Below are 20386 nucleotides of genomic sequence, written 5' to 3'. Positions count from 1 at the left end.
GCCGTTGATCCGGCATTCCGCAGGCCGATCCGACCGCGAGATCATGACGTCGACACGTCCGGGGGAGGGAGACGACTGGTGGATCAGACGGAGCGGCGGGCGCCGAACCGCCCCGCCTCGGTGCGGCCGGTGACCCCGCGACAGCGGGCCGCCCGTGCCGCGCGCAACGGCGGCGAGCCGACCCTGGAGTTCGCCGACCTGGTGCCCTACGACGCGTACGTGCGGGCCAGCGCCCTGCACCAGTTGCAGCAGCCCCTCAGCGACGACCCCGGCGAGATGTCCTTCCTGATGGTCAGCCAGATCATGGAGCTGTACTTCGGGCTGACCTGCCATGAGCTGCGGGAGACCCAGCGCCTGCTGCGCGCCGACCGGGTCTGGGACGCGCTGGCCCCGCTGCGCCGCGCGACCCTGCACCTGGAGGGGCTCAACGCCGCCTGGCAGGGGCTGCGCTGGATGACGCCGGCCGACTTCAACAGGTTCCGCAACCTGCTCGGCGAGGGTTCCGGCTTCCAGTCGGCGATGTACCGGCACCTGGAGTTCCTGCTCGGGCTGCGCGACCCGGCGCTGATCCGGCCCTTCCGTCGGCAGACCGAGGTGCACGCCGCGCTGAGCGCCGCGCTGGCCACCCCGAGCCTGTGGGACGACGTTGTCGCGCTGCTCGCCCGGCGTGGCTTCGACCTCCCCGCCGACCTGCTCGCCCGGGACGTCGCGGTGGAGCACGACCCGCAGCCGTCGGTCGAGGCGGCCTGGGTCCGGATCTACGCCGACACCGGCCCGGACAACCATCTGCGCCTGCTCGGCGAGGCGCTGAGCGGCGTCGCCGAGGAGTTCGGCGACTGGCGCTGGAACCACGTCAAGGCGGTGCAGCGCACGATGGGCGCCAAGGTCGGCAGCGGCGGCTCCGCCGGTTTGGCGTGGTTGCAGCGCAGCATGTCCCGGGTGGTCTTCCCGGAGCTGTGGTCGGCCCGTACCGCGATGTGACCGGAGAGCGAGAACCCGCAATGACGACCCCTGAAGCCGAGCCGCTGGGCCTCGCCGCTGGCGAGGCGGAGCCCCTGGGCCTCGCCGCTGGCGAGGCGGAAGCGCGTCGCCGGGACGAGGCCGACCCCGGCCACCGGCACCTGTTCCACGTGCCGCCGGCCGACGGCGGCGACCACCCCGAGTCGGCGTACCTGGCCGGCAACTCGCTCGGCCTGCAACCCCGGGCCACCCGCGACGAACTCCTTGCCGATCTGGACGCCTGGGGGCGGCTCGGCGTCGAGGGGCACCTGGAGGCGGAGCGCGCCTGGCTGCCGTACCACGAGTTGTTGACCGCGCCGGCCGCCCGACTGGTCGGCGGCCGGCCCGCGGAAACCGTGGTGATGAACTCGCTCACTGTCAACCTGCACCTGCTGATGGTGAGTTTCTACCGCCCGGCCGGCGTCCGCACCCGGATCGTCATCGAGGACGCGGCGTTCCCCTCGGACAGCTACGCGGTGCGCAGCCAGGCCCGGTTCCACGGCCTGGACCCGGACGAGACAGTGGTCCGCTTGCGTCCGCGGGCCGGCGAGGACGCCCTGCGCACCGAGGACGTGACCGACTACCTGGCCGCCGAGGGCGACCGGGTGGCGCTTGTGCTGCTCGGCGGGGTCAACTACCTGACCGGCGAGTTGTTGGACCTCCCGGCGATCACGGCCGCCGGCCGGGCGGCCGGTGCGGTGGTCGGCTGGGACCTGGCCCACGCGGTCGGCAACGTGCCACTGGCCCTGCACGACTGGGACGTCGACTTCGCGGCCTGGTGCTCCTACAAGTACCTGAACTCCGGCCCGGGCGCGCTGGCGGGCGTCTTCGTGCACGAGCGGCACCTCGGCGACCCCGACCTGCCCCGCTTCGAGGGCTGGTGGAGCACCGCGGCGGCCACCCGGTTCGAGATGACACCGGTGTCCCGGCCGCCCGCGACTGTGGAGGCCTGGCAGATCTCCAACCCGCCGATCTTCGCGATGGGCCCGGTGCGCACCTCGCTGGAGCTGTTCGACGCGGTCGGCATGCCCGCGTTGCGTGCCCGCAGCCAGCGCCTCACCGGCTGGTTGGAGTCACTGCTGGACGAGGTCGTCGCCGACCGGCCGCTGCGCGTGATCACCCCGCGCGACCCGGCCCGGCGGGGTTGCCAACTCTCGGTCCGCATCGGCGCCGGCAGCGCCGCCGAGCTGACCAAACGCCTGCGGTACGAGCACGGCGTCATCGCCGACGCCCGTGAGCCGGACGTCGTCCGGTTCGCCCCGGTGCCGCTCTACTCCACGTACCACGACTGTTGGCGGGCCGCCGCCGCGCTGGCGGCGACGGTCGGGCAGGTGACTCCATGACGAAGCGGCGCGACGAGATCGCGGTCATCGGCGCCGGACTGGCCGGCTGCCTGGCCGCCTGCTTCCTGGCCCGGCGCGGCTACCCGGTGGCCCTCTACGAGCGCCGGTCCGACCCGCGGGCCGGCACTGCCGAGCGCGGTCGCTCGATCAACCTGGCGCTCTCCGAGCGCGGCCTGGACGCGCTGCGCCGGATCGGGCTGGCCGAGCAGGTGCTGACCGACGCCCTGCCGATGCGCGGCCGGATGATCCACCCGGTGGCGGGGGAGCAGCAGTTCCAGTCGTACAGCGCGGCCGGTGACCGGGCGATCAACTCGATCAGCCGGGGGGCCCTGAACAACGCCCTGCTGGACGAGGCCGCCGCGCTGCCCGGAGTACGGGTCGTCTTCGACCACCGGCTGGTCGGGCTCGACCCGACCGACGGGACCCTGAGCTTCGAAACCCCGCAGGGCCCGGTCGCCGCCAAGGCGTCGGTGGTGCTGGGCGCCGACGGCGCCGGCTCCGCGGTACGCGGACAACTGCTCGCGTACGGGCTGCTGGACGAGAGCGTGGACTTCCTCGACTACGGCTACAAGGAGCTGACCATCCCGCCGCTGGGCGGGGACTTCGCGCTCGACCCGGACGCGCTGCACATCTGGCCGCGCGGCACCTCGATGATGATCGCGCTGCCCAACCCGGACCGCTCCTTCACCTGCACGCTGTTCTGGCCCAACGAGGGCGCCGGGAGCTTCGCGGCCCTGGACCACCCGACGGCGATCGAGGAGCACTTCGCCACGCACTACCCGGACGTCATCCCGTTGGCGCCGAACCTTGTCGACGACTACCAGCACAACCCGGTGGGCGTGCTCGGCACGGTCCGCTGCGCCCCGTGGCAGGTCTTCGGCAAGGTCGGGCTGCTCGGCGACGCGGCGCACGCGATAGTGCCGTTCTACGGTCAGGGCGCCAACTGCGCGTTCGAGGACGTGGTCGAGCTGGACCGCTGCCTTGACGAGTGCGCCGACGACTGGTTGGCGGCGCTGCCGTTGTTCCAGCGACGCCGCCAGGAGAACGCCGAGGCCATCGCCACGATGGCGCTCACCAACTTCGTGGAGATGCGGGACAAGGTCGCCTCCCCGGTCTTCCAGCTCCGCCGCCGGATCGAGCACGCACTGGAACGCGCCCTGCCCGGCCGGTACGTTTCCCAGTACGAGCTGGTGTCCTTCTCCACCACCCCGTACGCGGAGGTGCGCCGCCGGGTGCGCCGGCAGCACCGGGTGCTCGGCGCGGTCGTCGGCGGGGCCGCGCTGCTGCTGCTCGGCGCGACACTCGGTCGAGGGAGGCGCGGATGACCGCCAACTGGGATCCACTGCTGATGGCCGGCCACCCGCCGGCCGGGCCGCGGCGGTTGCGCAACTTCGTCGGTGGCGAGTTCGTCGACGGTGGTCCGACCTTCGCCAAGGCCAGCCCGGTGACCGGCGAGCAGGTCTTCGAGGTGGTCGAGGCGTCCCGGGCCACTGTGGACGACGCGGTGGCCGCCGCGCGGGCCGCGTTGCGCGGCCCGTGGGGCCGGATGGGCGAGCGGGAACGCGCGGAGGTGCTGCGCCGGGTCGCCGACGAGTTGGAGCGCCGCTTCGACGATCTGGTCACCGCCGAGGTCGCCGACACCGGCAAGTCCATCGCGCAGGCCCGGACGCTGGACATCCCGCGCGGTGCGGCGAACTTCCGGGCGTTCGCGGAGATCGTGGCGACCGCCCCCACCGAGTCGTTCACCACCGTCACCCCGACCGGTGGCCGGGCGCTCAACTACGCGCTGCGCAAGCCGGTCGGCGTGGTCGCTGTCATCGTGCCGTGGAACCTGCCGCTGCTGCTGCTCACCTGGAAGGTGGCCCCGGCGCTGGCCTGCGGCAACGCCGTGGTGGTCAAGCCCAGCGAGGAGACGCCCGCCTCGGCGACGGTGCTCGCCGAGGTGATGGCCGCCGCGGGCGTACCGGCCGGGGTGTTCAATGTGGTGCACGGTTTCGGGCCCGACTCGGCCGGCGAGCACCTCACCCGCCACCCGGGGGTCGACGCGATCACCTTCACCGGTGAGTCGGCCACCGGCGGCGCGATCATGCGGGCCGCCGCCGACGGGGTGAAGGCGGTGAGCTTCGAGCTGGGCGGAAAGAACGCCGGCCTGGTCTTCGCCGACGCCGACCTGGACGCCGCGGTGGCCGGCTCGGTGCGGTCCAGCTTCACCAACGGGGGCCAGGTGTGCCTCTGCACCGAACGCCTCTACGTGCAGCGCCCGGTCTTCGAGGAGTTCACCGCCCGGCTGGCGAAGCGGGCCGGCGAGCTGGCGTACGGGTGGCCGACCGACGAGGCCACCGCCACCATGCCGCTGATCTCCCACCAGCATCGGTCGAAGGTCCTCGGCGCGTACGAGCTGGCCCGCGCCGAGGGCGCCGAGGTGCTCACCGGTGGCGGCACGCCCACCTTCGGCGACGCCCGCGACGGCGGGTCGTACGTGCAGCCGACAGTGCTCACCGGGCTCGGCCCGGAGGCCCGCACCAACCGGGAGGAGATCTTCGGCCCGGTGGTGCACGTCGCGCCGTTCGACACCGAGGACGAGGCGTACGCCCTGGCGAACGGCACCGAGTACGGCCTCGCGGCGACGGTGTGGACCCGGGACGTGGGCGTCGCGCACCGCGCCGGCGCCCGGCTGGACGCCGGCATCGTCTGGGTCAACACCTGGTTCCTGCGGGACCTGCGCACCCCGTTCGGCGGGGTGAAGGCGTCCGGCATCGGCCGGGAGGGCGGCGTGCACTCGTTGAACTTCTACTCCGAACTGACGAACGTCTGCGTGGACCTGTCGTGAGCCGTGGCGAGGGAGCGGGCATGGAAGCTGACATCGAGGCCGCCAACCGGGAGCTGGCTGACGCCCGCAGCACCGGCAAGCCGTGCCCGCCGCTGCGGGGGCGACTGCTGCCGGAGGGGGATGTCGAGTCGGCGTACCGGGTGCAGCAGCTCCAGGCGCGGGCCTGGCAGGGCCGCGGCGAACGCCGGGTCGGCGCGAAGATCGGGCTGACGTCCCGGGCGGTGCAGGAGACCTTCGGGGTGTTCCAGCCGGACTTCGGCATGCTGACCGACGCCATGGCGGTCGGCGACGGGGTCGAGGTGCCCATCGACCGGCTGCTCCAGCCCCGGGTCGAGGCGGAGATCGCGTTCGTGCTCGACAAGGACCTCCCGGACCCGCAGCTCACCACCGTCGACCTGATCCGCGCTGTCGATCACGTGCTGCCGGCCATCGAGATCGTCGACTCGCGGATCGCCGGCTGGGACATCTCCATCGTGGACACCGTCGCGGACAACGCCTCCAGCGGGCTCTTCGTGCTCGGCACCACGCCCCGCCGCCTCGCCGACGTCGACCTGCGGCTGTGCGGGATGGTGCTGGAGCACGCCGGTGAGCCGGTCTCGGTGGGCGCGGGCGCGGCCTGCCTGGGCAACCCTCTGCACGCCCTGCACTGGCTGGCCGGCACCCTCGCGCGCGCCGGTGACCCGCTGCGCGCCGGGGACGTGGTGCTCTCCGGGGCGCTCGGCCCGATGGTGCCGGTCACCTCGGGAGCGGCGTACGAGGCGCGGATCTCCGGGCTCGGTTCGGTGCGCACCTGTTTCAGCGACGGAGGCGACAGGTGAGCGCGAGGAGTGAGATTGCGAGCCCCGCGGTCGCGAACACCAGCGGCGCGGTGACCGGCGTGGCGGTGCTCGGTTCCGGCAACATCGGGACCGACCTGATGATCAAGGTGTTGCGGCTGAGCGACAGCCTGCGGATGGTGGCGATGGCCGGCATCGACCCGGCCTCCGACGGTCTGGCGCGTGCTCGCCGGCTCGGCGTGGCCACCACCGCGGACGGTGTGGACGGCCTCGTCGCGATGCCCGAGTTCGCCGACGTCGAGCTGGTCTTCGACGCCACCTCGGCCGGCGCGCACCGGCACCACGACGAGGTGCTGCGCGCGCACGGCCGGACGGTGGTGGACCTGACCCCGGCCGCGCTCGGCCCGTACGTGGTGCCGCCGGTCAACCTCGATGAGCACCTGCACGAGTCGAACGTCAACATGGTGACCTGCGGCGGGCAGGCCACAGTGCCGATCGTCGCCGCCGTCCGCCGGGTCACCCCGGTGGCGTACGGGGAGATCGTCGCCTCGATCGCGTCGAGGTCGGCGGGGCCCGGCACCCGGGCCAACATCGACGAGTTCACCGAGACCACGGCGCGGGCCATCGAGGTGGTCGGTGGGGCCGAACGGGGCAAGGCGATCATCGTGCTGAACCCGGCGGACCCGCCGCTGCTGATGCGCGACACCGTCTACTGCCTCTGCCCGGACGCCGACGCCGACACCGAAGCCATCGCCGCCTCCGTGGCCGACATGGTGGCGGCCGTGCAGGAGTACGTGCCCGGCTACCGGCTCAAGCAGGACCTGCAGTTCGACCGGGTGCGGGCGTACCTGCCGACGCTCGGGCGGCAGCTCACCGCGTTGCAGGTGTCGGTCTTCCTGGAGGTCTCCGGAGCCGGGCACTACCTGCCCGCGTACGCCGGCAACCTGGACATCATGACCTCCGCCGCGCTGCGCACCGCGGAGCGGCTGGTCGCCCTGCGTTCCTCGGAGGTGGCCGCGCCATGACCGACCTGTACATCCAGGACGTGACTCTGCGCGACGGCATGCACGCCATCGCCCACCAGTACACAGTCGACCAGGTGCGCACCATCGCCGCCGCGCTGGACGCCGCCGGGGTGGCCGCCATCGAGGTCGCGCACGGCGACGGGCTGGCCGGTTCCAGCGTCAACTACGGCCACGGCGCGGCAAGCGACGCCGAGTGGATCTCCGCCGCCGCCGAGGTGCTGACCACCGCGAAACTGACCACCCTGCTGCTGCCCGGCATCGGCACCATCGCCGACCTGAAGGCGGCGAAGGCGCTCGGGGTGACAAGCGTCCGGATCGCCACCCACTGCACCGAGGCGGACATCTCCGCCCAGCACATCTCCTGGGCCCGGGAGAACGGCATGGACGTGGCCGGGTTCCTGATGATGTCGCACATGAACGATCCGGCCGGGCTGGCCGGGCAGGCCAAGCTCATGGAGTCGTACGGGGCGCACTGCGTCTACGTGACCGACTCCGGCGGCCGGCTGCTCATGTCCGACGTGGCGCAGCGGGTCGACGCGTACCGGCAGGTCCTCGCCCCGGAGACGCAGATCGGCATCCACGCGCACCACAACCTGTCGCTCGGGGTGGCCAACAGCGTGCTGGCGGTCGAGCACGGCCGCATTCTCGGCGCCGGACCGCTCGGCTCGCCGTCCGGCCGGACCGTCCGCGTCGACGCCTCCCTCGCCGGGATGGGCGCGGGCGCCGGCAACGCGCCGCTGGAGGTCTTCGTGGCGGTCGCCGAGCTGCACGGCTGGAAGCACGGCTGCGACGTGTTCGCGCTGATGGACGCCGCCGACGACATCGTCCGCCCGTTGCAGGACCGACCGGTCCAGGTGGACCGGGAAACGCTCTCCCTGGGGTACGCGGGGGTCTACTCCAGCTTCCTGCGGCACGCCGAGCGGGCCTCCACCAAGTACGGCGTGGACGTCCGGTCGATCCTTGTCGAGCTGGGCCGGCGTCGGATGGTCGGCGGCCAGGAGGACATGATCGTGGACGTCGCACTCGACCTGGCCGGCAAGGAGCAGCAGTCATGATCGGACCGGACGTCGCGGGGATCGCCGAGAAGCTGGGCGTGGCAGCGGCCACGGCCACCGCGATCCCGCAGCTCGCCGCCGAGACCGGCCTGGACGTGGATGCCGCGTACGCCGTGCAGGCCGCGCTGCTCCAGCGCCGTCTCGACGCCGGTGAGCGGCTGGTCGGCCTGAAGATGGGGCTGACCAGCAGGGCGAAGATGGCCCAGGTCGGCGTGGACGAGGTGATCTGGGGGCGGCTCACCAACGCGATGCGGGTGCCCGACGGCGGCGTCGTGGACCTGTCCGCGTACATCCATCCCCGGGTGGAGCCGGAGGTGGCGTTCCTGCTGGACCGGCTCCCCGAGCCGGGCGAGCCGGTCGGCGACTTCGCCACCGCCGTCCGCGCTGTCGCGCCGGCCATCGAGCTGATCGACTCCCGGTACGCGGACTTCCGCTTCGCGCTGCCGGACGTGGTCGCCGACAACACCTCGGCCGCCGCGTTCGTGATCGGGCCGTGGTCGCCGGTGCCCGACGGGTTGGACAACCTGGGCGTGCTGCTGGAGGTCGACGGTCGGGTGGCGCAGGTCGGTTCGACGGCGGCGATCCTCGGCGATCCGCGGCGGGCCCTCGACGAGGGCATCCGGTTGGCCGGCCGGCACGGGGTGCGGTTGGAGTCCGGCTGGGTGTTCCTGGCCGGCGCGGCCACGGCCGCCGTTCCGCTGCGACCCGGCGCGCACGTCCGTGCCGTTGTGGAGAAGCTCGGCACGGCGTCGCTGCGGGCGTCGTCGTGACCGCGCGGGTGGTGGCCGGAAAGGCCACGCCGCGGGGGGCTTTCCCGCACGTCAGGGTCGCGGGTGGGTTCGTCTTCGTCTCCGGTACGTCGTCCCGGCGGCCGGACAACAGCTTCGCGGGCGTGTCGGTCGACGAGTTCGGTACGACGAACCTCGACATCCGGGTGCAGACCCGGGCGGTCATCGAGAACGTGCGGGACCTGCTGCGCTCGGTCGGCGCGGACCTCACCGACCTCGTCCAGGTGACGTCGTACCTGGTCAACATGAACGACTTCGGTGGCTACAACGAGGTGTGGGCGGAGTTCTTCGACGCGTCCGGTCCGACCCGCACCACTGTGGCCGTGCACCAGTTGCCGCACCCGCACCTGCTCATCGAGATCCAGGCCGTGGCCGTTCTGTCCTCCGGAGGTCAGTCGTGAGTGAGATCGCCGAGCCGTTCAGTTTCCCGGGCTGGATCGCGGACAACAAGCACCTGTTGAAGCCGCCGGTGGGCAACCGGGAGATGTTCCCCGGCGGGGACGACTTCATCGTGATGGTGGTGGGCGGGCCCAACCAGCGCACCGACTTCCACGTGGACCCGTACGAGGAGTTCTTCTACCAGGTCAAGGGCAACATGCACGTCAACCTGATGACCCCGCAGGGGCCGCGTACGGTGCACGTGCGCGAGGGTCAGATGTGGATGCTGCCGCGGAACACCCCGCACTCGCCACAGCGGCCGGAGGCCGGCTCGATCGGCATGGTCGTGGAGCGGGTCCGTGAAGAGGGCACCCTGGAGACCTTCCAGTGGTACTGCCCCGAGTGCGGGCACAAGGTGTACGAGGTGGAGTTGCAGGTCCGCGACATCGCGGCCGACCTGCCGCCGGTCTTCCAGGCGTTCTACGCCGACGAGGCCGCCCGTACCTGCGCCAACTGCGGCACCCTGCACCCGGGCCGGGGCTGATGCCCGCAGGGGTGGTCGACGTGCACACGCACGTCGTACCGAAGGGGTGGCCGGACCTCGGCGCGGCGTGCGGCGGGTCCGGCTGGCCGTGGCTGCGCGTCGACTCCGAGCGCGCCGCCATGATCATGGTGGGGGAGGCGGAGTTCCGCCCGGTCGGCGCCGAGTGCTGGGACGCGTCGCGCCGGCTGGCCGACATGGACGACGACGGCGTGGACGTGCAGGTGGTCTCGCCGACGCCGGTCTTCTTCAGCTACGACCGCCCGGCCGACCAGGCGGTGAAGGTCGCCCGGATCTTCAACGACCTGACCCTGGAGGTCACCGCTGCCGGTGGCGACCGACTTGTGCCGTTCTGCCAGGTGCCCCTCCAGGACCCGGACGCCGCGTGCGCCGAGCTGGATCGCAGCCTGGCCGCCGGGCACGTGGGCGTGGAGATCGGCAACCACGTCGGCGACCGGGACCTGGACGACGCGGGGGTGGTCACCTTCCTGCGACACTGCGCCGAGGTGGGCGCGCCCGTCTTCGTCCACCCGTGGGACATGCCGGGCGGTCCGCGCCTGGACCGCTGGATGGCCCGGTGGCTCACCGGGATGCCCGCCGAGACGCACCTGTCGGTGCTGGCGATGATCCTGGGCGGCGTCTTCGACCGGGTACCCGAGACGTTGCGGATCTGCTTCGCGCACGGTGGCGGCAGCTTCCCGTTCTGGCTCGGCCGCGCCGACAACGCCTGGCACCGCCGGGGCGACCTGGTCCGTGGCGCGTCCGCCGCCCCGCCCAGCAGCTACGTCGACCGGTTCAGCGTCGACTCGGTGGTGTTCGCGCCGCCCGCGCTGCGGCTGCTCGTCGACACGCTGGGGGAGGACCGGGTGCTTGTCGGCAGCGACTACCCGTACCCGTTGGGTGAACGCCCGGCCGGCGCTGTCGTTCGCGACGCCGACTTCCTCACCGACACCCAGCGCGACAAGCTCCGCTCCGCCAACGCCCTGCGCTTCCTGTACGGCTGAGGGGCGCCGCCGGTCCAGATCTTGGACACTTTCCGTCCGCGCGTGACGGAAACTGTCCAAGATCTGCGGGCCGGCGTGGCGTGGGGCTCTTCCGCGGTCCGGTTGGTCCGTTTCCGGTCGCCAGTGCGTGTCGGCTGCGCGAAGGGCTGGCGGCCGGCAGGATGACGGGATGGCCGAGCCGCACGACCTGACCGCGTTGGAGCAGGCCGCCGCGATCGCCCGCGGCGAGCTGTCCAGCGTCGACCTGGTCGAGCACCACCTACGCCGGGTAGCCGCCCTCGGCGACACAGTTGGCGCGTTCGTCACCGTCACCGAGGACCTCGCCCGGCAGGCCGCCCGCGCCGCCGACGCCGCGCCGACCGAGGCGCGCGGCCCGCTGCACGGCGTGCCGACCGCGATCAAGGACCTGACGCTCACCGCCGGGGTCCGCACCACCTTCGGTTCGGCCGCCTTCATCGACTTCGTCCCGCCGGTCGACGCCGACGTGGTCCGGTTCATCAAGGCCGCCGGCCTGGTCAGCCTCGGCAAGACCACCACCTCCGAGCTGGGCTGCTCGCTCTACTCGGAGGGCCGGGTCGCGCCACCGGCCCGCAATCCGTGGCAACTGGCGTACACGGCGGGCGGGTCCAGCGGCGGCGCGGCGGCGGCGGTCGCGGCCGGGCTCGTCCCGGTCGCCCAGGGGTCCGACGGCGGCGGCTCGCTGCGGATCCCGGCGTCGCTCTGCGGCCTCGTCGGCTACAAGCCCAGCCGTGGCCTCGTCTCCGGCGGGCCGCTCGGCTCCGGCGCGTTCGGCCTGCCCACCAGCGGCCCGCTCGGGCGGACCGTCGCCGACGTCGCGGCGCTGCTCGACGTCATGGCGGTGCCGGTCCCCGGCGAGCCCTACCTGCCGCCGATCGCGCCGCCGGGCGGCTACCTGGCCGCCGCGCGCCGCGCCGCGCCCGGCCCGCTGCGGATCGGCCGGTTCACCACGCCCATGCTCGCCGACGAGCCGGTGCACCCCGACTGCGTGGCCGCCGTGGACCGGGCCGCCGCGCTGCTCACCGCCGCCGGCCACGAGGTGGTCGAGGTGGCGCCGCCGCTCGGGCCGGCGGCGTGGCCGCTGTTCGAGATCCTCTGGTACGTGCTGGCGCTCACCCCGGTGCCGCCCCAGCGGGAGGCGGAGTTGCTGCCGCTGACCCGGTTGCTGCGCGCCCGCGGCGCCCAGATCTCCGCCGGCGTCCTGGCCGCCGCCCTCGGGGAGTTGCAGGCGCAGGTCCGTTCCGGTGCCCGTCGCACCGCCGGGTGCGACCTGCTGCTCTGTCCCACCCTCGCGGCCCCGCAGGCACCCGTCGGCTGGTTCACCGCCGACGGTGACCCGGCTGCCGACTTCGACAGGCAACGCCGCTTCTCGCCCTACTGCGCCATCTTCAACGTCACAGGCGATCCCTCCGTCTCCCTGCCGGTGGGCGCCACGACCGACGGCCTGCCCGTCGGGGTGCTGCTCACCGGCCGGTACGGCGCCGACGCGCGGCTCATCGCTACCGCTGCGCAACTGGAGAACTCCAGTGACGGGTGGGATCGGCACCCCGCAATCTGGCGGGCCGTCGACTCCGCTAACGTGAATGGCGACGGAGTCGGGCGGTCGGCATCATGATCGCTCATCCGACCCGGTTGTTCGAGGTCGTCCTTCTTCCGCCTGGGGGCGTTGGGATTGTCTGTTACCGAGACGTTGCTGGTCTTCGTCGGCATCCCGGTGGCCGCGGTGCTGGTCATCGCCGGCCTGTCGTACGCCGGTAGCCGTGGGGGTGCCACCGGCGGTGGCGGTGGCGCGAAGCGCTACCGGCCGGGCCGGCCCTTCGACTTCACTCCGGTCTGGTTCCTGGGCCGTCCGGAGCAGCTGGCCGACTCGGCCGGCACCGCGCTGACGGCGGGGGCGCAGGCGCCCGCGCTGACCAGCCACAAGCTTGAGAAGGCCAGCGTCGACGCGCCGGCCGGTGGAACCGGAGGCGCAAGTGACCGTTGGTGAGAAGCAGGCCGGGTCGGACAATCCGCCCGAGGTGCTGGACGGGCCGTTCTCGACCCGCCAGCTGCTGCGCATCGACGAGGCGCTGCGCCTGGCCGACAAGGGCACCGGTCTGGTCTTCTCGGTCTTCGTCGGCGGTCTCGACGAGCCGATCCGGGAGCACGCCCAGCGGCTGCACCGCCAGCTCGCCGAACCCGACAAGTCGGTGCTGATCGCGGTGTCACCCAACCAGCGTCAGTTGGAGATCATCACCGGGCGCTACGCGCGCAAGCGCATCCCCGACACGTACGCCAAACTGGCCGCGCTCTCCATGGCGGGCGCGTTCAGCGGCGGGGACCTGGCCGGCGGCATCATCAACGGCCTCGACCAGCTCGCCAGCCACGCCGGCAAGGGCTGAGCCCTCCCTGGCACGACGAAGCCCGGCCCGCTCGCAGCGTGGCCGGGCTTCGGTGTGTCAACGGGGCCAGGCGGACGGATCCAGCTTCGGGCCGGCGTCGGTTCGCACCCACGCCGGCCCGGTCTCGTCGCTGCTCAGCTCTGCTGGGCGTCCTTCGTGCGGGCCTTGAGCGCCCGCACCACGCCGTCGCGGCCCTCGGCGACCAGCCGGCGCAGCGGGCCGGGATGCCCGTCACCGGCCAGCCACGCGTCGGTGGCCGCCACCGTGTCGTCCTCCACCAGGTAGATCGGGTACGCCAGCTGCGCGAACTCCTGCGCGGGCTCGCTGTCCCGGGTGGCCCACACCTGGCCGACCGCCGCGAAGTACCGCTCCCGGTAGGGCGTGATCAGGTCCACCTGAGCCGGGTGGGAGAGGCCCTGCAGGAGCGCCCGGTTGCGCCAGTTGGGCAGGGAGTCCGGGCCGGTCAGCAGCGCCCAGACGGCCGCCTTGTTCTCCGCCGTCGGCACCAGCGCGTGCGCGTACGCCGCCTCCCGTTCGCCGCTGGCGGTGCGGTCGCCGGCCAGTTCCGCCTCGATCTCGGCGGCGCCGGCCGCGCCGTTGGCCACCAGCGCGGCGAGGACCGACCAGCGCAGCTCGGTGTCCACTGTCAACCCGGCCGGCGCGCCGACGCCGTCCAGCCAGCCGCGCAGCGTCGCCAGGTCCTCGTCGGAGCGGGCCGCCGAGGTGAACGCGCGCGCCCAGGCCAGCTGGAACCCGCTGCCGGGCTCGGCGGCGGCGAGCGCGTCACGGGCGGTCCGGGCCAGCTCGGCCCAACCGGTCGGCGCCCAGGCCGCATCGGCGTAAAGGGTGATCGCGGTGGTCGCCTGACGCAGGGTCGCGGTGACCAGGTTGATGTCGGTCTCCGCGGGCAGCCCGGTCAGCGCCAGCGCGACGTAGTCGCGGGCCGACAGCTCGGCGTCGCGGATCATGTCCCAGGCCGCCGTCCAGCAGAGCGCCCGCGCCAGCGACGACTCGAAGCCGCCGATGTGCTGCACCACTGTCGCCATCGACCGCTCGTCGAGGCGCAGCTTGGTGTAGCTCAGGTCGTCGTCGTTGAGCAGCAGCACGTCGGCGGCCCGGACGCCGCGCAGCTCGGCGAGGTCCGTCCGCTCGCCGGTCACGTCCACCTCGTGCCGCTCGCGCCGCACCAGCCGCCCGTCGGCCAGGTCGTACAGACCCACGCCGATCCGGTGGGTCCGCAGCGTCGGGTACGCGGTCGGCGCCTCCTGCAGGACCGCCACCCGCTCGTACGTGCCGTCCGCGCCGATCGTCACCTCCGGACGCAGCGTGTTGACCTGAGCGGTCTCCAGCCACTGCGCGGCGAACTTGCGCAGCTCCCGGCCCGAGGCCGCCTCCAGCTCGGTGAGCAGGTCGTCGAAGGTGGCGTTGCCCCAGGCGTGCTTGCCGAAGTAGGCCCGCAGCCCGGCCACGAACGGCTCCTCGCCCACGTACGCGACGAGCTGCTTGAGCACGCTCGCGCCCTTGGCGTAGGTGATGCCGTCGAAGTTGACCTCGACGGCCTCCATGTCCGGCATCTCGGTGTAGACCGGGTGGGTGGAGGAGAGCTGGTCCTGCCGGTAGCCCCAGTTCTTGCGGATGGACAGGAACGTCGTCCAGGCCTCGGTGAACCGGGTGGCGTTGGTGTTGCACCAGTGGCTGGCCCACTCGGCGAACGACTCGTTCAGCCACAGGTCGTTCCACCAGCGCATGGTGACCAGGTCACCGAACCACATGTGGGCCAGCTCGTGCAGGATCGTGTTGGCCCGCTGCTCGTACTCGAAGTCGGTGACCTGCGAGCGGAACAGGTAGTGCGACTCGGCGTGCGTCACGCAGCCGAAGTTCTCCATCGCGCCGGCGTTGAAGTCGGGCACCCAGAGCTGGTCGTACTTCGGCAGCGGGTAGCGCACGCCGAACTTCTCGTGGAAGAAGTCGAAGCCCTGCTTGGTGATCAGGAACAGGTCGTCGGAGTCCAGGTACTGCGCCATCGAGGCCCGGCAGAACGCCCCCAGGTCGATGCCGTCGTGGCTGTCGCGCACCTCGTGGTACGGCCCGGCGCACATCGCCGTGATGTAGGTGCTCATCCGGGGAGACTCGGTGAAGTGCAGCGTCTTGAGCCCCTCACCCGCGGGCTCCTCCCGCTGCACGGGCATGTTGGACACCGCCCGCCAGTGCGCCGGAACGGTGGCGTGCCAGGTGTAGACGCTCTTCAGGTCGGGCTGGTCGAAGCAGGCGAACACCCGCTGCGCGTCGGCCGTCTCGAACTGGCTGTAGAGGTACGTCTCGCCGTCCTCCGGGTCCACCGTCCGGTGCAGACCCTGACCGCTGTTGGAGTAACCGAAGTCGGCGTCGACAACCAGGGTGTTGTCGCTGTCCAACCCGGACAGGACCAGACCCTTCTCGGCGGACCAGTCGGAGAGGTCGACCGGCGTGCCGTTCAGCGTCGCGGACCGCACCGACTCGGCGGCCAGCTCGATGAACGTGCTCGCGCCGGGCTCGGCGCAGCGGAACCGGACCTCGGTCGTCGACCGGAACGTGCGGCCCTCGACCGCCAGCACGGCGCTTGACAGGTCCAGACTGATGTCGTACCCCGTCACGTTGAGCAGGCGGGCCCGCTCGGTCGCCTCGACCTGCGTCAGGTTGCGCACTCCCGGCACTGTTTGTCTCCATCCCACATCTCGCCGTACGCCCGGCGGCGCCCGTTCGCCGACCGCTCGTGGCGGCCAGCCCGATCCGAGTCTTCCATGTACGGGCAGCCCGCGGTGGCCGAGGTCACGCTCTCATTCCGCTGCCGCGCGACGCGCCGCGGGGTGAAGATTTCTCTGAGACGTCGGACTGCCGGCGCCCCGTCGCGAAGGGATCTCACCGTGACCGATCGTGTCACCGCCGACATGTGGTTCGACCCGGCCTGCCCGTGGGCGTGGATCACGTCCCGCTGGCTGCTCGAGGTCGAGCAGGTCCGTGACGTGGACATCCGTTTTCACGTGATGAGCCTCGCCGTGCTCAACGAGGGCCGGGACGAGCTGTCCGAGGACTACAAGTCCTTCCTCCGTACCGCGTGGGGTCCGGTGCGGGTCTGCATCGCCGCCGAGCAGCGGTACGGCAACGAGGCCCTGCGCCCCCTCTACACCGCGCTCGGCACCCGGATCCACCTGGGCAAGCAGGAGCGGAACCGGGAGCTCTTCGTCGCCGCGCTGACCGAGGCCGGTCTGGACCCGGCGCTGGCGGCGGCCGGCGAGAGCACCGACTACGACGAGGCGCTGCGGGCCAGCCACGAGGCCGGCATGCGCCCGGTCGGGCAGGACGTCGGCACTCCGGTCGTCCACGCGCCCGGCCCGGACGGCAGCCCTGTCGCGTTCTTCGGCCCGGTGATCACCCCGGCCCCGAAGGGGGAGGCCGCCGGTCGGCTCTGGGACGGCGTTCTGCTGGTCGCCGGCACCCCGGGCTTCTACGAGCTCAAGCGCACCCGTGAGCAGGACCCGACCTTCGACTGAGCCGCGGTGGGCTGCCCTGTCCACGCCCGGCCTGGGCGGGGCGGCCCTCCGGGGGGCGGCGCCGCGCCGCGCCGCGTCCGTTCGGCGTGTCGTGGGTCGGCGGTGCCGGCCCCGTCACCGGGAGACGGACTGGTCGTTGGCCTGCATGTCCGCCGCAGCGACCCGCAGGGCCGCACCCCGCAGTTCGTGGAGGCATTCCCGATGGCCAAGCACCGTGCGTCCGGTGACGATCAACTGACCCGGCCGGGGGTGATCGAGACTCCCGGCGCGGCCTACTGGTCGGTCGACGACTCCCGCTGGCCGGCGGTCCGCCCCGACCTACCCGCCCACGTGGTGGATCTGCTCGCCCCGCCCATCGTGGTCGGCGTGGCCCGGGTTCCGGTGACCTCCCGGCTGACCCCGGCCGAGCCGGCGGCTGCCGCGCCGGCCCAACCCGCGCCACCCCCGCCGGCGCCCGCCGCCCCGCGTCCGGTGCCGACGCCGCCGCTGAGCCCGCGACCGGTGCCGGCCCCGCCTCCCGAGCGTCCGGTGCCGGGGCCGCCCGCGTCGCCCCGCCGCGCCGTGAACACCGGGCCGGCCGCGACCGGTCGACGGGGCAACGCCGGACCGGCAGCGGCGGGCAGGCACCGCCGGGGCGCGTCCGACCGCGCCAGCTGACCGGCTCGGCACTTTCATCTGGTGGACCCCACGCGGGTCCCCGTCGGCGGCGACACCGCCGCCGGTAGCGTCAGTGGGCATGACCGTCGTGCATCCGATCTCCCGGGCGTGGGTCACCACTGGTGGCACCGGCGCGCAAAACTACGACGAGTTCGCCGACGACGCGGAGATCACCGCGATCATCGAGGCGAACCCGCACAGCGCTCTCGGCATCGAGATGCCGCATCGCGCCCCGCAGAGCCTGGGCACGTCGTTCCTCGACGCGCTGCCGGACGCGGTGGCCCGCCTCGCCGAGGCGAAGGCGGACGGCAGCTACACCCCCGCCGAGCAGGTGGTGGTGCTCTACCGGATCAGCGCGCCCGGCGAGGAGTCGGCGTACGGGCTGTTCGCGATGGTGGACACCGACCAGATCTCCACCCGGGCCGACGAGCCGGGCCTGGTCATCCGCAACGAGGACGTCTTCATCGCCAAGGTGCGCGAGCGGGTGGCGCTGGCCGAGGCGCTGGGCCACCTGCTCTCACCCGTACTCCTGCTCCAGACCGGGCGCGGCGACGAGCTGCACGCCGCCCTCGCGGCGGCGACCGAGACGGCCGGCGCGCCCGCCGCGACGGACACCGACCAGGCCGGCCGCACGCACGCCATCTGGCTGCTCGGCCCCGGCCCGGAGCAGACCACGCTGACCGCCCTCGCCGGTGGTGGGGAGCTGGTCGTCGCCGACGGCAACCACCGCAGCCTGGCCGCCCAGACCGGCGGGCTGCCGCGCTTCCTGGCCGTTGTCACAACGCCCGCGTCGGTGGCCATCCAGCCCTACAACCGGCTGGTCAGCGAGCTGACCACCACGCCGACCGAGCTGCTCGACCGGCTGCGCGCGGCGGGCGCGGAGGTCGAGCCGATCGACGGCCCGGTCGAGGTCCCGACGGCCGGCGGCACCGTGCATCTGCGCCTCGGCGACCAGGGGTACGCGGTGCGGCTGCCCGCCACCGCCGCCGGTGACCTGGAGAACCTGGACCACGCCCTGGTCGAGCGGCTGCTGCTGCGCGACGCGCTCGGTCTGGACCCGGGCGACAAGCGGATCACCTACGTCGGCGGTGACTACCCGGCGCGCTGGCTCACCGGTGAGGTCGATGCCGGCCGGGCCGAGCTGGCGATCCTGATCGCCCCGGTGACCGTGGCGGACTTCGTCGCGGTGAACCTGGCCCGGGAGAAGATGCCCCGCAAGAGCACCTGGTTCACCCCGAAGGCGCGCGGCGGTCTGGTCGTCGCGGAACTGCCGCGCTGAGCGGTCGCGGACCCGACCGTGTGACGAACCCGGCTCTCCGACGCCGCCCGCGCGGCGTCGGAGAGCGCGGCCTGAGAGACTGCGCGGTATGCGCGTCTACCTGGGATCCGATCACGCCGGTTTCGAGTTGAAGGTGCACCTGGCCAACCACCTGGCCAAACAGGGGTACGACGTGGTCGACGTCGGCCCGCACAGCTACGACCCGGACGACGACTACCCGACGTTCTGCCTGCACACCGGCGACCAGGTGGTGGCCGACGAGACGGGCCTCGGTGTGGTCATCGGTGGCTCCGGAAACGGTGAGCAGATCGCCGCGAACAAGGTCGCCGGGGTCCGCGCCGCGCTCGCCTGGAGCGTGGAGACCGCCCAGCTGGCCCGCCAGCACAACGACGCGAACGTGGTAGCGATCGGCGCCCGCCAGCACACGCTTGACGACGCCACCGGCATCGTCGAGGCCTTCCTGAACACGCCGTTCTCCGGTAACGAGCGGCATGCCCGTCGGATCGCCCAGGTGGCCGAGTACGAGCGCACCCGGCAGCTGCCCGAGCTGCCCTGACCCGCCGGGTCAGCGCGGCGGGCGGGGCAACTCCTCGCGGGGCACCCAGTTGCGTCGGACGACCACCACCCGGGCCTCCGCCTCGGCCAGGTCGTCGTCGGTCGGCCGGGCCGCGTCCCGGGCCCGCAGCGCGGCGCTGAGCCCCACCTGGGACGAACCGGAACCGACAAGCCCGCGTAGCCCCCGCTCGCCGTCGCGCTCGTCGCCGCCGGAGTTCCGGCGGCGCGGGGGCGGGTCGTCACCGTCGTGCACGCCTGTGGTGTTGGCCGTCGGGCCGTCGGTGCTCCGACCGGCCGGCTCGGGGTCGGGGTGGTGGCGTAGCCGTCGCCGTCGTCGGTCGGGGTCACCCATCAGCCGACCGTACCCTGCCCGGTGTGCGATTCGGCACTGTCGTGCCGGTCCGTGTCTCGGGCGGGGTCGGCGACCTGTTTGCCGGCTGGTTACCCTCGGATTCAGGCGGCGGTGATGCCGTCGGTCAGGGGGAGGACGAGATGGCAGACCAGACGCAGCCGTGGGCGGAGCGGACCGTGGAGGTGCCACCGCAGGCCGGCGTCGGGGTGCCGCCGCAGCGCGACGGGTTCCGCCGGGGCGTGGCTCCGGTGGGTCAGCCGCGCAGCCCGCGGACCGAGCCGTTCCCGGTGGTCGAGCAGGAGCCGACAGGCACCGGCTGGCCCGGTGAGCCGGCTCCGCGTCGGCCGCTGAGCTGGCGGATGGCGCAGCTGCGGCGCGGCGGTGAGTGGAGCGCGGCGGCGGGGCTGTTCGCGTTCGTGTGCTGGGGGATCTGGGCGCTCTCCGGCCAGGGTGACCTGAGTGGCCCGCTGCTGGTGCTGGTGCTCAGCCTGCTGGTGGCGATCGGCCTGTTCGCCCTGTCCCGGTTCGTCGGCCGGGTGGTGTGGGAGCGGCAGCTCGGACGGGTGCGGCGCAGCGCCCGAGGCGCCCACCTGGCGACGGCGGTGTTCCTCGTCGGCGTGGGCGTGGCGTGGCTCCAACAGACCGAGTGGGTCGTCTCGGCCTGGAACTGGATCTCCTCGAACTGATAGTGGTCGCGTACGGGCGGGTCGGCTCGACGCCGCCCGCCCGTACGCCCGGTCGCGGCACACCGCGACACCGGTCGTCTCCCCACCAGGCAAGGCCGCTGCTTACCCGGCCGGCCACGGTTCATCCGCGGCCGGCCGGTCCGACTGTCACCCCGTTCGGGGTCGTTCGATCCCGGCGCCGCCGGGAGG

21 protein-coding genes are annotated in these 20386 nt (G+C 72.9%); 19 read left to right on the top strand and 2 right to left on the bottom strand.

Going from position 1 to position 20386, the window contains the following annotated elements:
• The first annotated feature begins 78 nt into the window (after nucleotides 1-78).
• The 14 genes from ACQPWW_RS28085 to ACQPWW_RS28020 all read left to right on the top strand — a co-directional run bounded on the left by ACQPWW_RS28085 (nucleotide 79) and on the right by ACQPWW_RS28020 (nucleotide 13138).
• Nucleotides 79-981 carry a tryptophan 2,3-dioxygenase gene (locus ACQPWW_RS28085; protein ID WP_433126667.1) on the top strand — a complete coding sequence of 301 codons (903 nt, stop codon included), beginning with the start codon at nucleotides 79-81 and terminating at the stop codon, nucleotides 979-981.
• On the top strand, nucleotides 957-2342 hold the full coding sequence (gene kynU, locus ACQPWW_RS28080; protein WP_433126666.1) for a kynureninase: 1386 nt from the start codon (nucleotides 957-959) through the stop codon (nucleotides 2340-2342). The genes ACQPWW_RS28085 and kynU overlap by 25 nt, the downstream gene beginning before the upstream one ends.
• A complete protein-coding gene (locus ACQPWW_RS28075; protein ID WP_433126664.1) occupies nucleotides 2339-3667 on the top strand; it encodes an FAD-dependent oxidoreductase in 1329 nt (442 codons plus the stop codon). The genes kynU and ACQPWW_RS28075 overlap by 4 nt, the downstream gene beginning before the upstream one ends.
• A 23-nt stretch (nucleotides 3668-3690) precedes the next feature.
• Nucleotides 3691-5172 carry a 2-hydroxymuconic semialdehyde dehydrogenase gene (locus ACQPWW_RS28070; RefSeq protein ID WP_433134609.1) on the top strand — a complete coding sequence of 494 codons (1482 nt, stop codon included), beginning with the start codon at nucleotides 3691-3693 and terminating at the stop codon, nucleotides 5170-5172.
• Between the two features lie 20 nt (nucleotides 5173-5192).
• Complete coding sequence (locus tag ACQPWW_RS28065; RefSeq protein ID WP_433126661.1) at nucleotides 5193-5990, top strand: 2-keto-4-pentenoate hydratase; 798 nt, start codon at nucleotides 5193-5195, stop codon at nucleotides 5988-5990.
• A 98-nt stretch (nucleotides 5991-6088) separates the two neighbouring features.
• Nucleotides 6089-6973, top strand: a complete 885-nt coding sequence (locus ACQPWW_RS28060; RefSeq protein ID WP_433134607.1) for an acetaldehyde dehydrogenase (acetylating) — start codon at nucleotides 6089-6091, stop codon at nucleotides 6971-6973.
• The gene (gene dmpG, locus ACQPWW_RS28055; protein WP_433126659.1) at nucleotides 6970-8028 is read left to right on the top strand and encodes a 4-hydroxy-2-oxovalerate aldolase; all 1059 of its coding nucleotides are present in this window, start codon (nucleotides 6970-6972) and stop codon (nucleotides 8026-8028) included. Before ACQPWW_RS28060 ends, dmpG begins: the two co-directional genes overlap by 4 nt.
• The gene (locus ACQPWW_RS28050) at nucleotides 8025-8798 is read left to right on the top strand and encodes a 2-keto-4-pentenoate hydratase (RefSeq protein WP_433126658.1); all 774 of its coding nucleotides are present in this window, start codon (nucleotides 8025-8027) and stop codon (nucleotides 8796-8798) included. The genes dmpG and ACQPWW_RS28050 overlap by 4 nt, the downstream gene beginning before the upstream one ends.
• The gene (locus ACQPWW_RS28045; protein ID WP_433126656.1) at nucleotides 8795-9217 is read left to right on the top strand and encodes a RidA family protein; all 423 of its coding nucleotides are present in this window, start codon (nucleotides 8795-8797) and stop codon (nucleotides 9215-9217) included. Before ACQPWW_RS28050 ends, ACQPWW_RS28045 begins: the two co-directional genes overlap by 4 nt.
• On the top strand, nucleotides 9214-9738 hold the full coding sequence (locus ACQPWW_RS28040; protein ID WP_433126654.1) for a 3-hydroxyanthranilate 3,4-dioxygenase: 525 nt from the start codon (nucleotides 9214-9216) through the stop codon (nucleotides 9736-9738). The genes ACQPWW_RS28045 and ACQPWW_RS28040 overlap by 4 nt, the downstream gene beginning before the upstream one ends.
• A complete protein-coding gene (locus tag ACQPWW_RS28035) occupies nucleotides 9738-10739 on the top strand; it encodes an amidohydrolase family protein (RefSeq protein WP_433126652.1) in 1002 nt (333 codons plus the stop codon). The genes ACQPWW_RS28040 and ACQPWW_RS28035 overlap by 1 nt, the downstream gene beginning before the upstream one ends.
• 169 nt (nucleotides 10740-10908) lie before the next feature.
• Nucleotides 10909-12372, top strand: coding sequence for an amidase (locus ACQPWW_RS28030; RefSeq protein ID WP_433126650.1), 1464 nt, complete (start codon nucleotides 10909-10911; stop codon nucleotides 12370-12372).
• A gap of 51 nt (nucleotides 12373-12423) precedes the next feature.
• Nucleotides 12424-12744, top strand: a complete 321-nt coding sequence (gene ctaJ, locus ACQPWW_RS28025) for an aa3-type cytochrome oxidase subunit CtaJ (RefSeq protein WP_433126648.1) — start codon at nucleotides 12424-12426, stop codon at nucleotides 12742-12744.
• Nucleotides 12731-13138 carry a DUF5130 family protein gene (locus ACQPWW_RS28020; protein ID WP_433126646.1) on the top strand — a complete coding sequence of 136 codons (408 nt, stop codon included), beginning with the start codon at nucleotides 12731-12733 and terminating at the stop codon, nucleotides 13136-13138. Before ctaJ ends, ACQPWW_RS28020 begins: the two co-directional genes overlap by 14 nt.
• A gap of 134 nt (nucleotides 13139-13272) precedes the next feature.
• Here the strand turns inward: ACQPWW_RS28020 and pepN are convergent, their stop codons facing one another.
• Nucleotides 13273-15822, bottom strand: a complete 2550-nt coding sequence (gene pepN, locus ACQPWW_RS28015; protein WP_433126644.1) for an aminopeptidase N — start codon at nucleotides 15820-15822, stop codon at nucleotides 13273-13275.
• Between the two features lie 219 nt (nucleotides 15823-16041).
• Between pepN and ACQPWW_RS28010 the strand changes: the two genes are divergently transcribed.
• The 4 genes from ACQPWW_RS28010 (at nucleotide 16042) to ACQPWW_RS27995 (ending at nucleotide 19160) form a co-directional block, all read left to right on the top strand.
• Complete coding sequence (locus ACQPWW_RS28010; RefSeq protein WP_433126642.1) at nucleotides 16042-16668, top strand: mycothiol-dependent nitroreductase Rv2466c family protein; 627 nt, start codon at nucleotides 16042-16044, stop codon at nucleotides 16666-16668.
• 201 nt (nucleotides 16669-16869) lie between these two features.
• Entirely contained in the window at nucleotides 16870-17325 is a 456-nt protein-coding gene (locus tag ACQPWW_RS28005) for a hypothetical protein (protein WP_433126641.1), read from the top strand.
• Nucleotides 17326-17404: 79 nt separating this feature from the next.
• On the top strand, nucleotides 17405-18604 hold the full coding sequence (locus ACQPWW_RS28000; protein WP_433126639.1) for a DUF1015 family protein: 1200 nt from the start codon (nucleotides 17405-17407) through the stop codon (nucleotides 18602-18604).
• A gap of 88 nt (nucleotides 18605-18692) precedes the next feature.
• A complete protein-coding gene (locus ACQPWW_RS27995; protein WP_433126637.1) occupies nucleotides 18693-19160 on the top strand; it encodes a ribose-5-phosphate isomerase in 468 nt (155 codons plus the stop codon).
• Nucleotides 19161-19169: 9 nt separating this feature from the next.
• On the opposite strand, the gene ACQPWW_RS27990 is transcribed toward ACQPWW_RS27995, so the two are convergent.
• Nucleotides 19170-19511 carry a hypothetical protein gene (locus tag ACQPWW_RS27990; RefSeq protein WP_433126635.1) on the bottom strand — a complete coding sequence of 114 codons (342 nt, stop codon included), beginning with the start codon at nucleotides 19509-19511 and terminating at the stop codon, nucleotides 19170-19172.
• Nucleotides 19512-19651: 140 nt separating this feature from the next.
• Here ACQPWW_RS27990 and ACQPWW_RS27985 point away from each other — a divergent pair, with 140 nt between their 5' ends.
• On the top strand, nucleotides 19652-20197 hold the full coding sequence (locus tag ACQPWW_RS27985) for a hypothetical protein (protein ID WP_433126634.1): 546 nt from the start codon (nucleotides 19652-19654) through the stop codon (nucleotides 20195-20197).
• Nucleotides 20198-20386: the final 189 nt, after the last annotated feature.

This window comes from Micromonospora sp. CA-240977 (assembly GCF_050942285.1).
GTDB lineage: Bacteria > Actinomycetota > Actinomycetes > Mycobacteriales > Micromonosporaceae > Micromonospora.
Note: the sequence above shows the minus strand (reverse complement) of the source record. Positions and strands in the feature narration are given on the sequence as shown.

Coding starts and splice junctions, on each gene's coding strand:
- ACQPWW_RS28030 (WP_433126650.1), top strand. CDS start 10,909: ATGGCCGAGCCGCACGACCTGACCGCGTTGGAGCAGGCCGCCGCGATC.
- ACQPWW_RS28000 (WP_433126639.1), top strand. CDS start 17,405: ATGACCGTCGTGCATCCGATCTCCCGGGCGTGGGTCACCACTGGTGGC.
- dmpG (WP_433126659.1), top strand. CDS start 6,970: ATGACCGACCTGTACATCCAGGACGTGACTCTGCGCGACGGCATGCAC.
- ACQPWW_RS28070 (WP_433134609.1), top strand. CDS start 3,691: ATGGCCGGCCACCCGCCGGCCGGGCCGCGGCGGTTGCGCAACTTCGTC.
- ACQPWW_RS28050 (WP_433126658.1), top strand. CDS start 8,025: ATGATCGGACCGGACGTCGCGGGGATCGCCGAGAAGCTGGGCGTGGCA.
- ACQPWW_RS28005 (WP_433126641.1), top strand. CDS start 16,870: ATGGCCAAGCACCGTGCGTCCGGTGACGATCAACTGACCCGGCCGGGG.
- ACQPWW_RS27990 (WP_433126635.1), bottom strand. CDS start 19,511: ATGGGTGACCCCGACCGACGACGGCGACGGCTACGCCACCACCCCGAC.
- ACQPWW_RS28035 (WP_433126652.1), top strand. CDS start 9,738: ATGCCCGCAGGGGTGGTCGACGTGCACACGCACGTCGTACCGAAGGGG.
- ACQPWW_RS28075 (WP_433126664.1), top strand. CDS start 2,339: ATGACGAAGCGGCGCGACGAGATCGCGGTCATCGGCGCCGGACTGGCC.
- ACQPWW_RS28065 (WP_433126661.1), top strand. CDS start 5,193: ATGGAAGCTGACATCGAGGCCGCCAACCGGGAGCTGGCTGACGCCCGC.
- ACQPWW_RS27995 (WP_433126637.1), top strand. CDS start 18,693: ATGCGCGTCTACCTGGGATCCGATCACGCCGGTTTCGAGTTGAAGGTG.
- ACQPWW_RS28060 (WP_433134607.1), top strand. CDS start 6,089: ATGATCAAGGTGTTGCGGCTGAGCGACAGCCTGCGGATGGTGGCGATG.
- ACQPWW_RS27985 (WP_433126634.1), top strand. CDS start 19,652: ATGGCAGACCAGACGCAGCCGTGGGCGGAGCGGACCGTGGAGGTGCCA.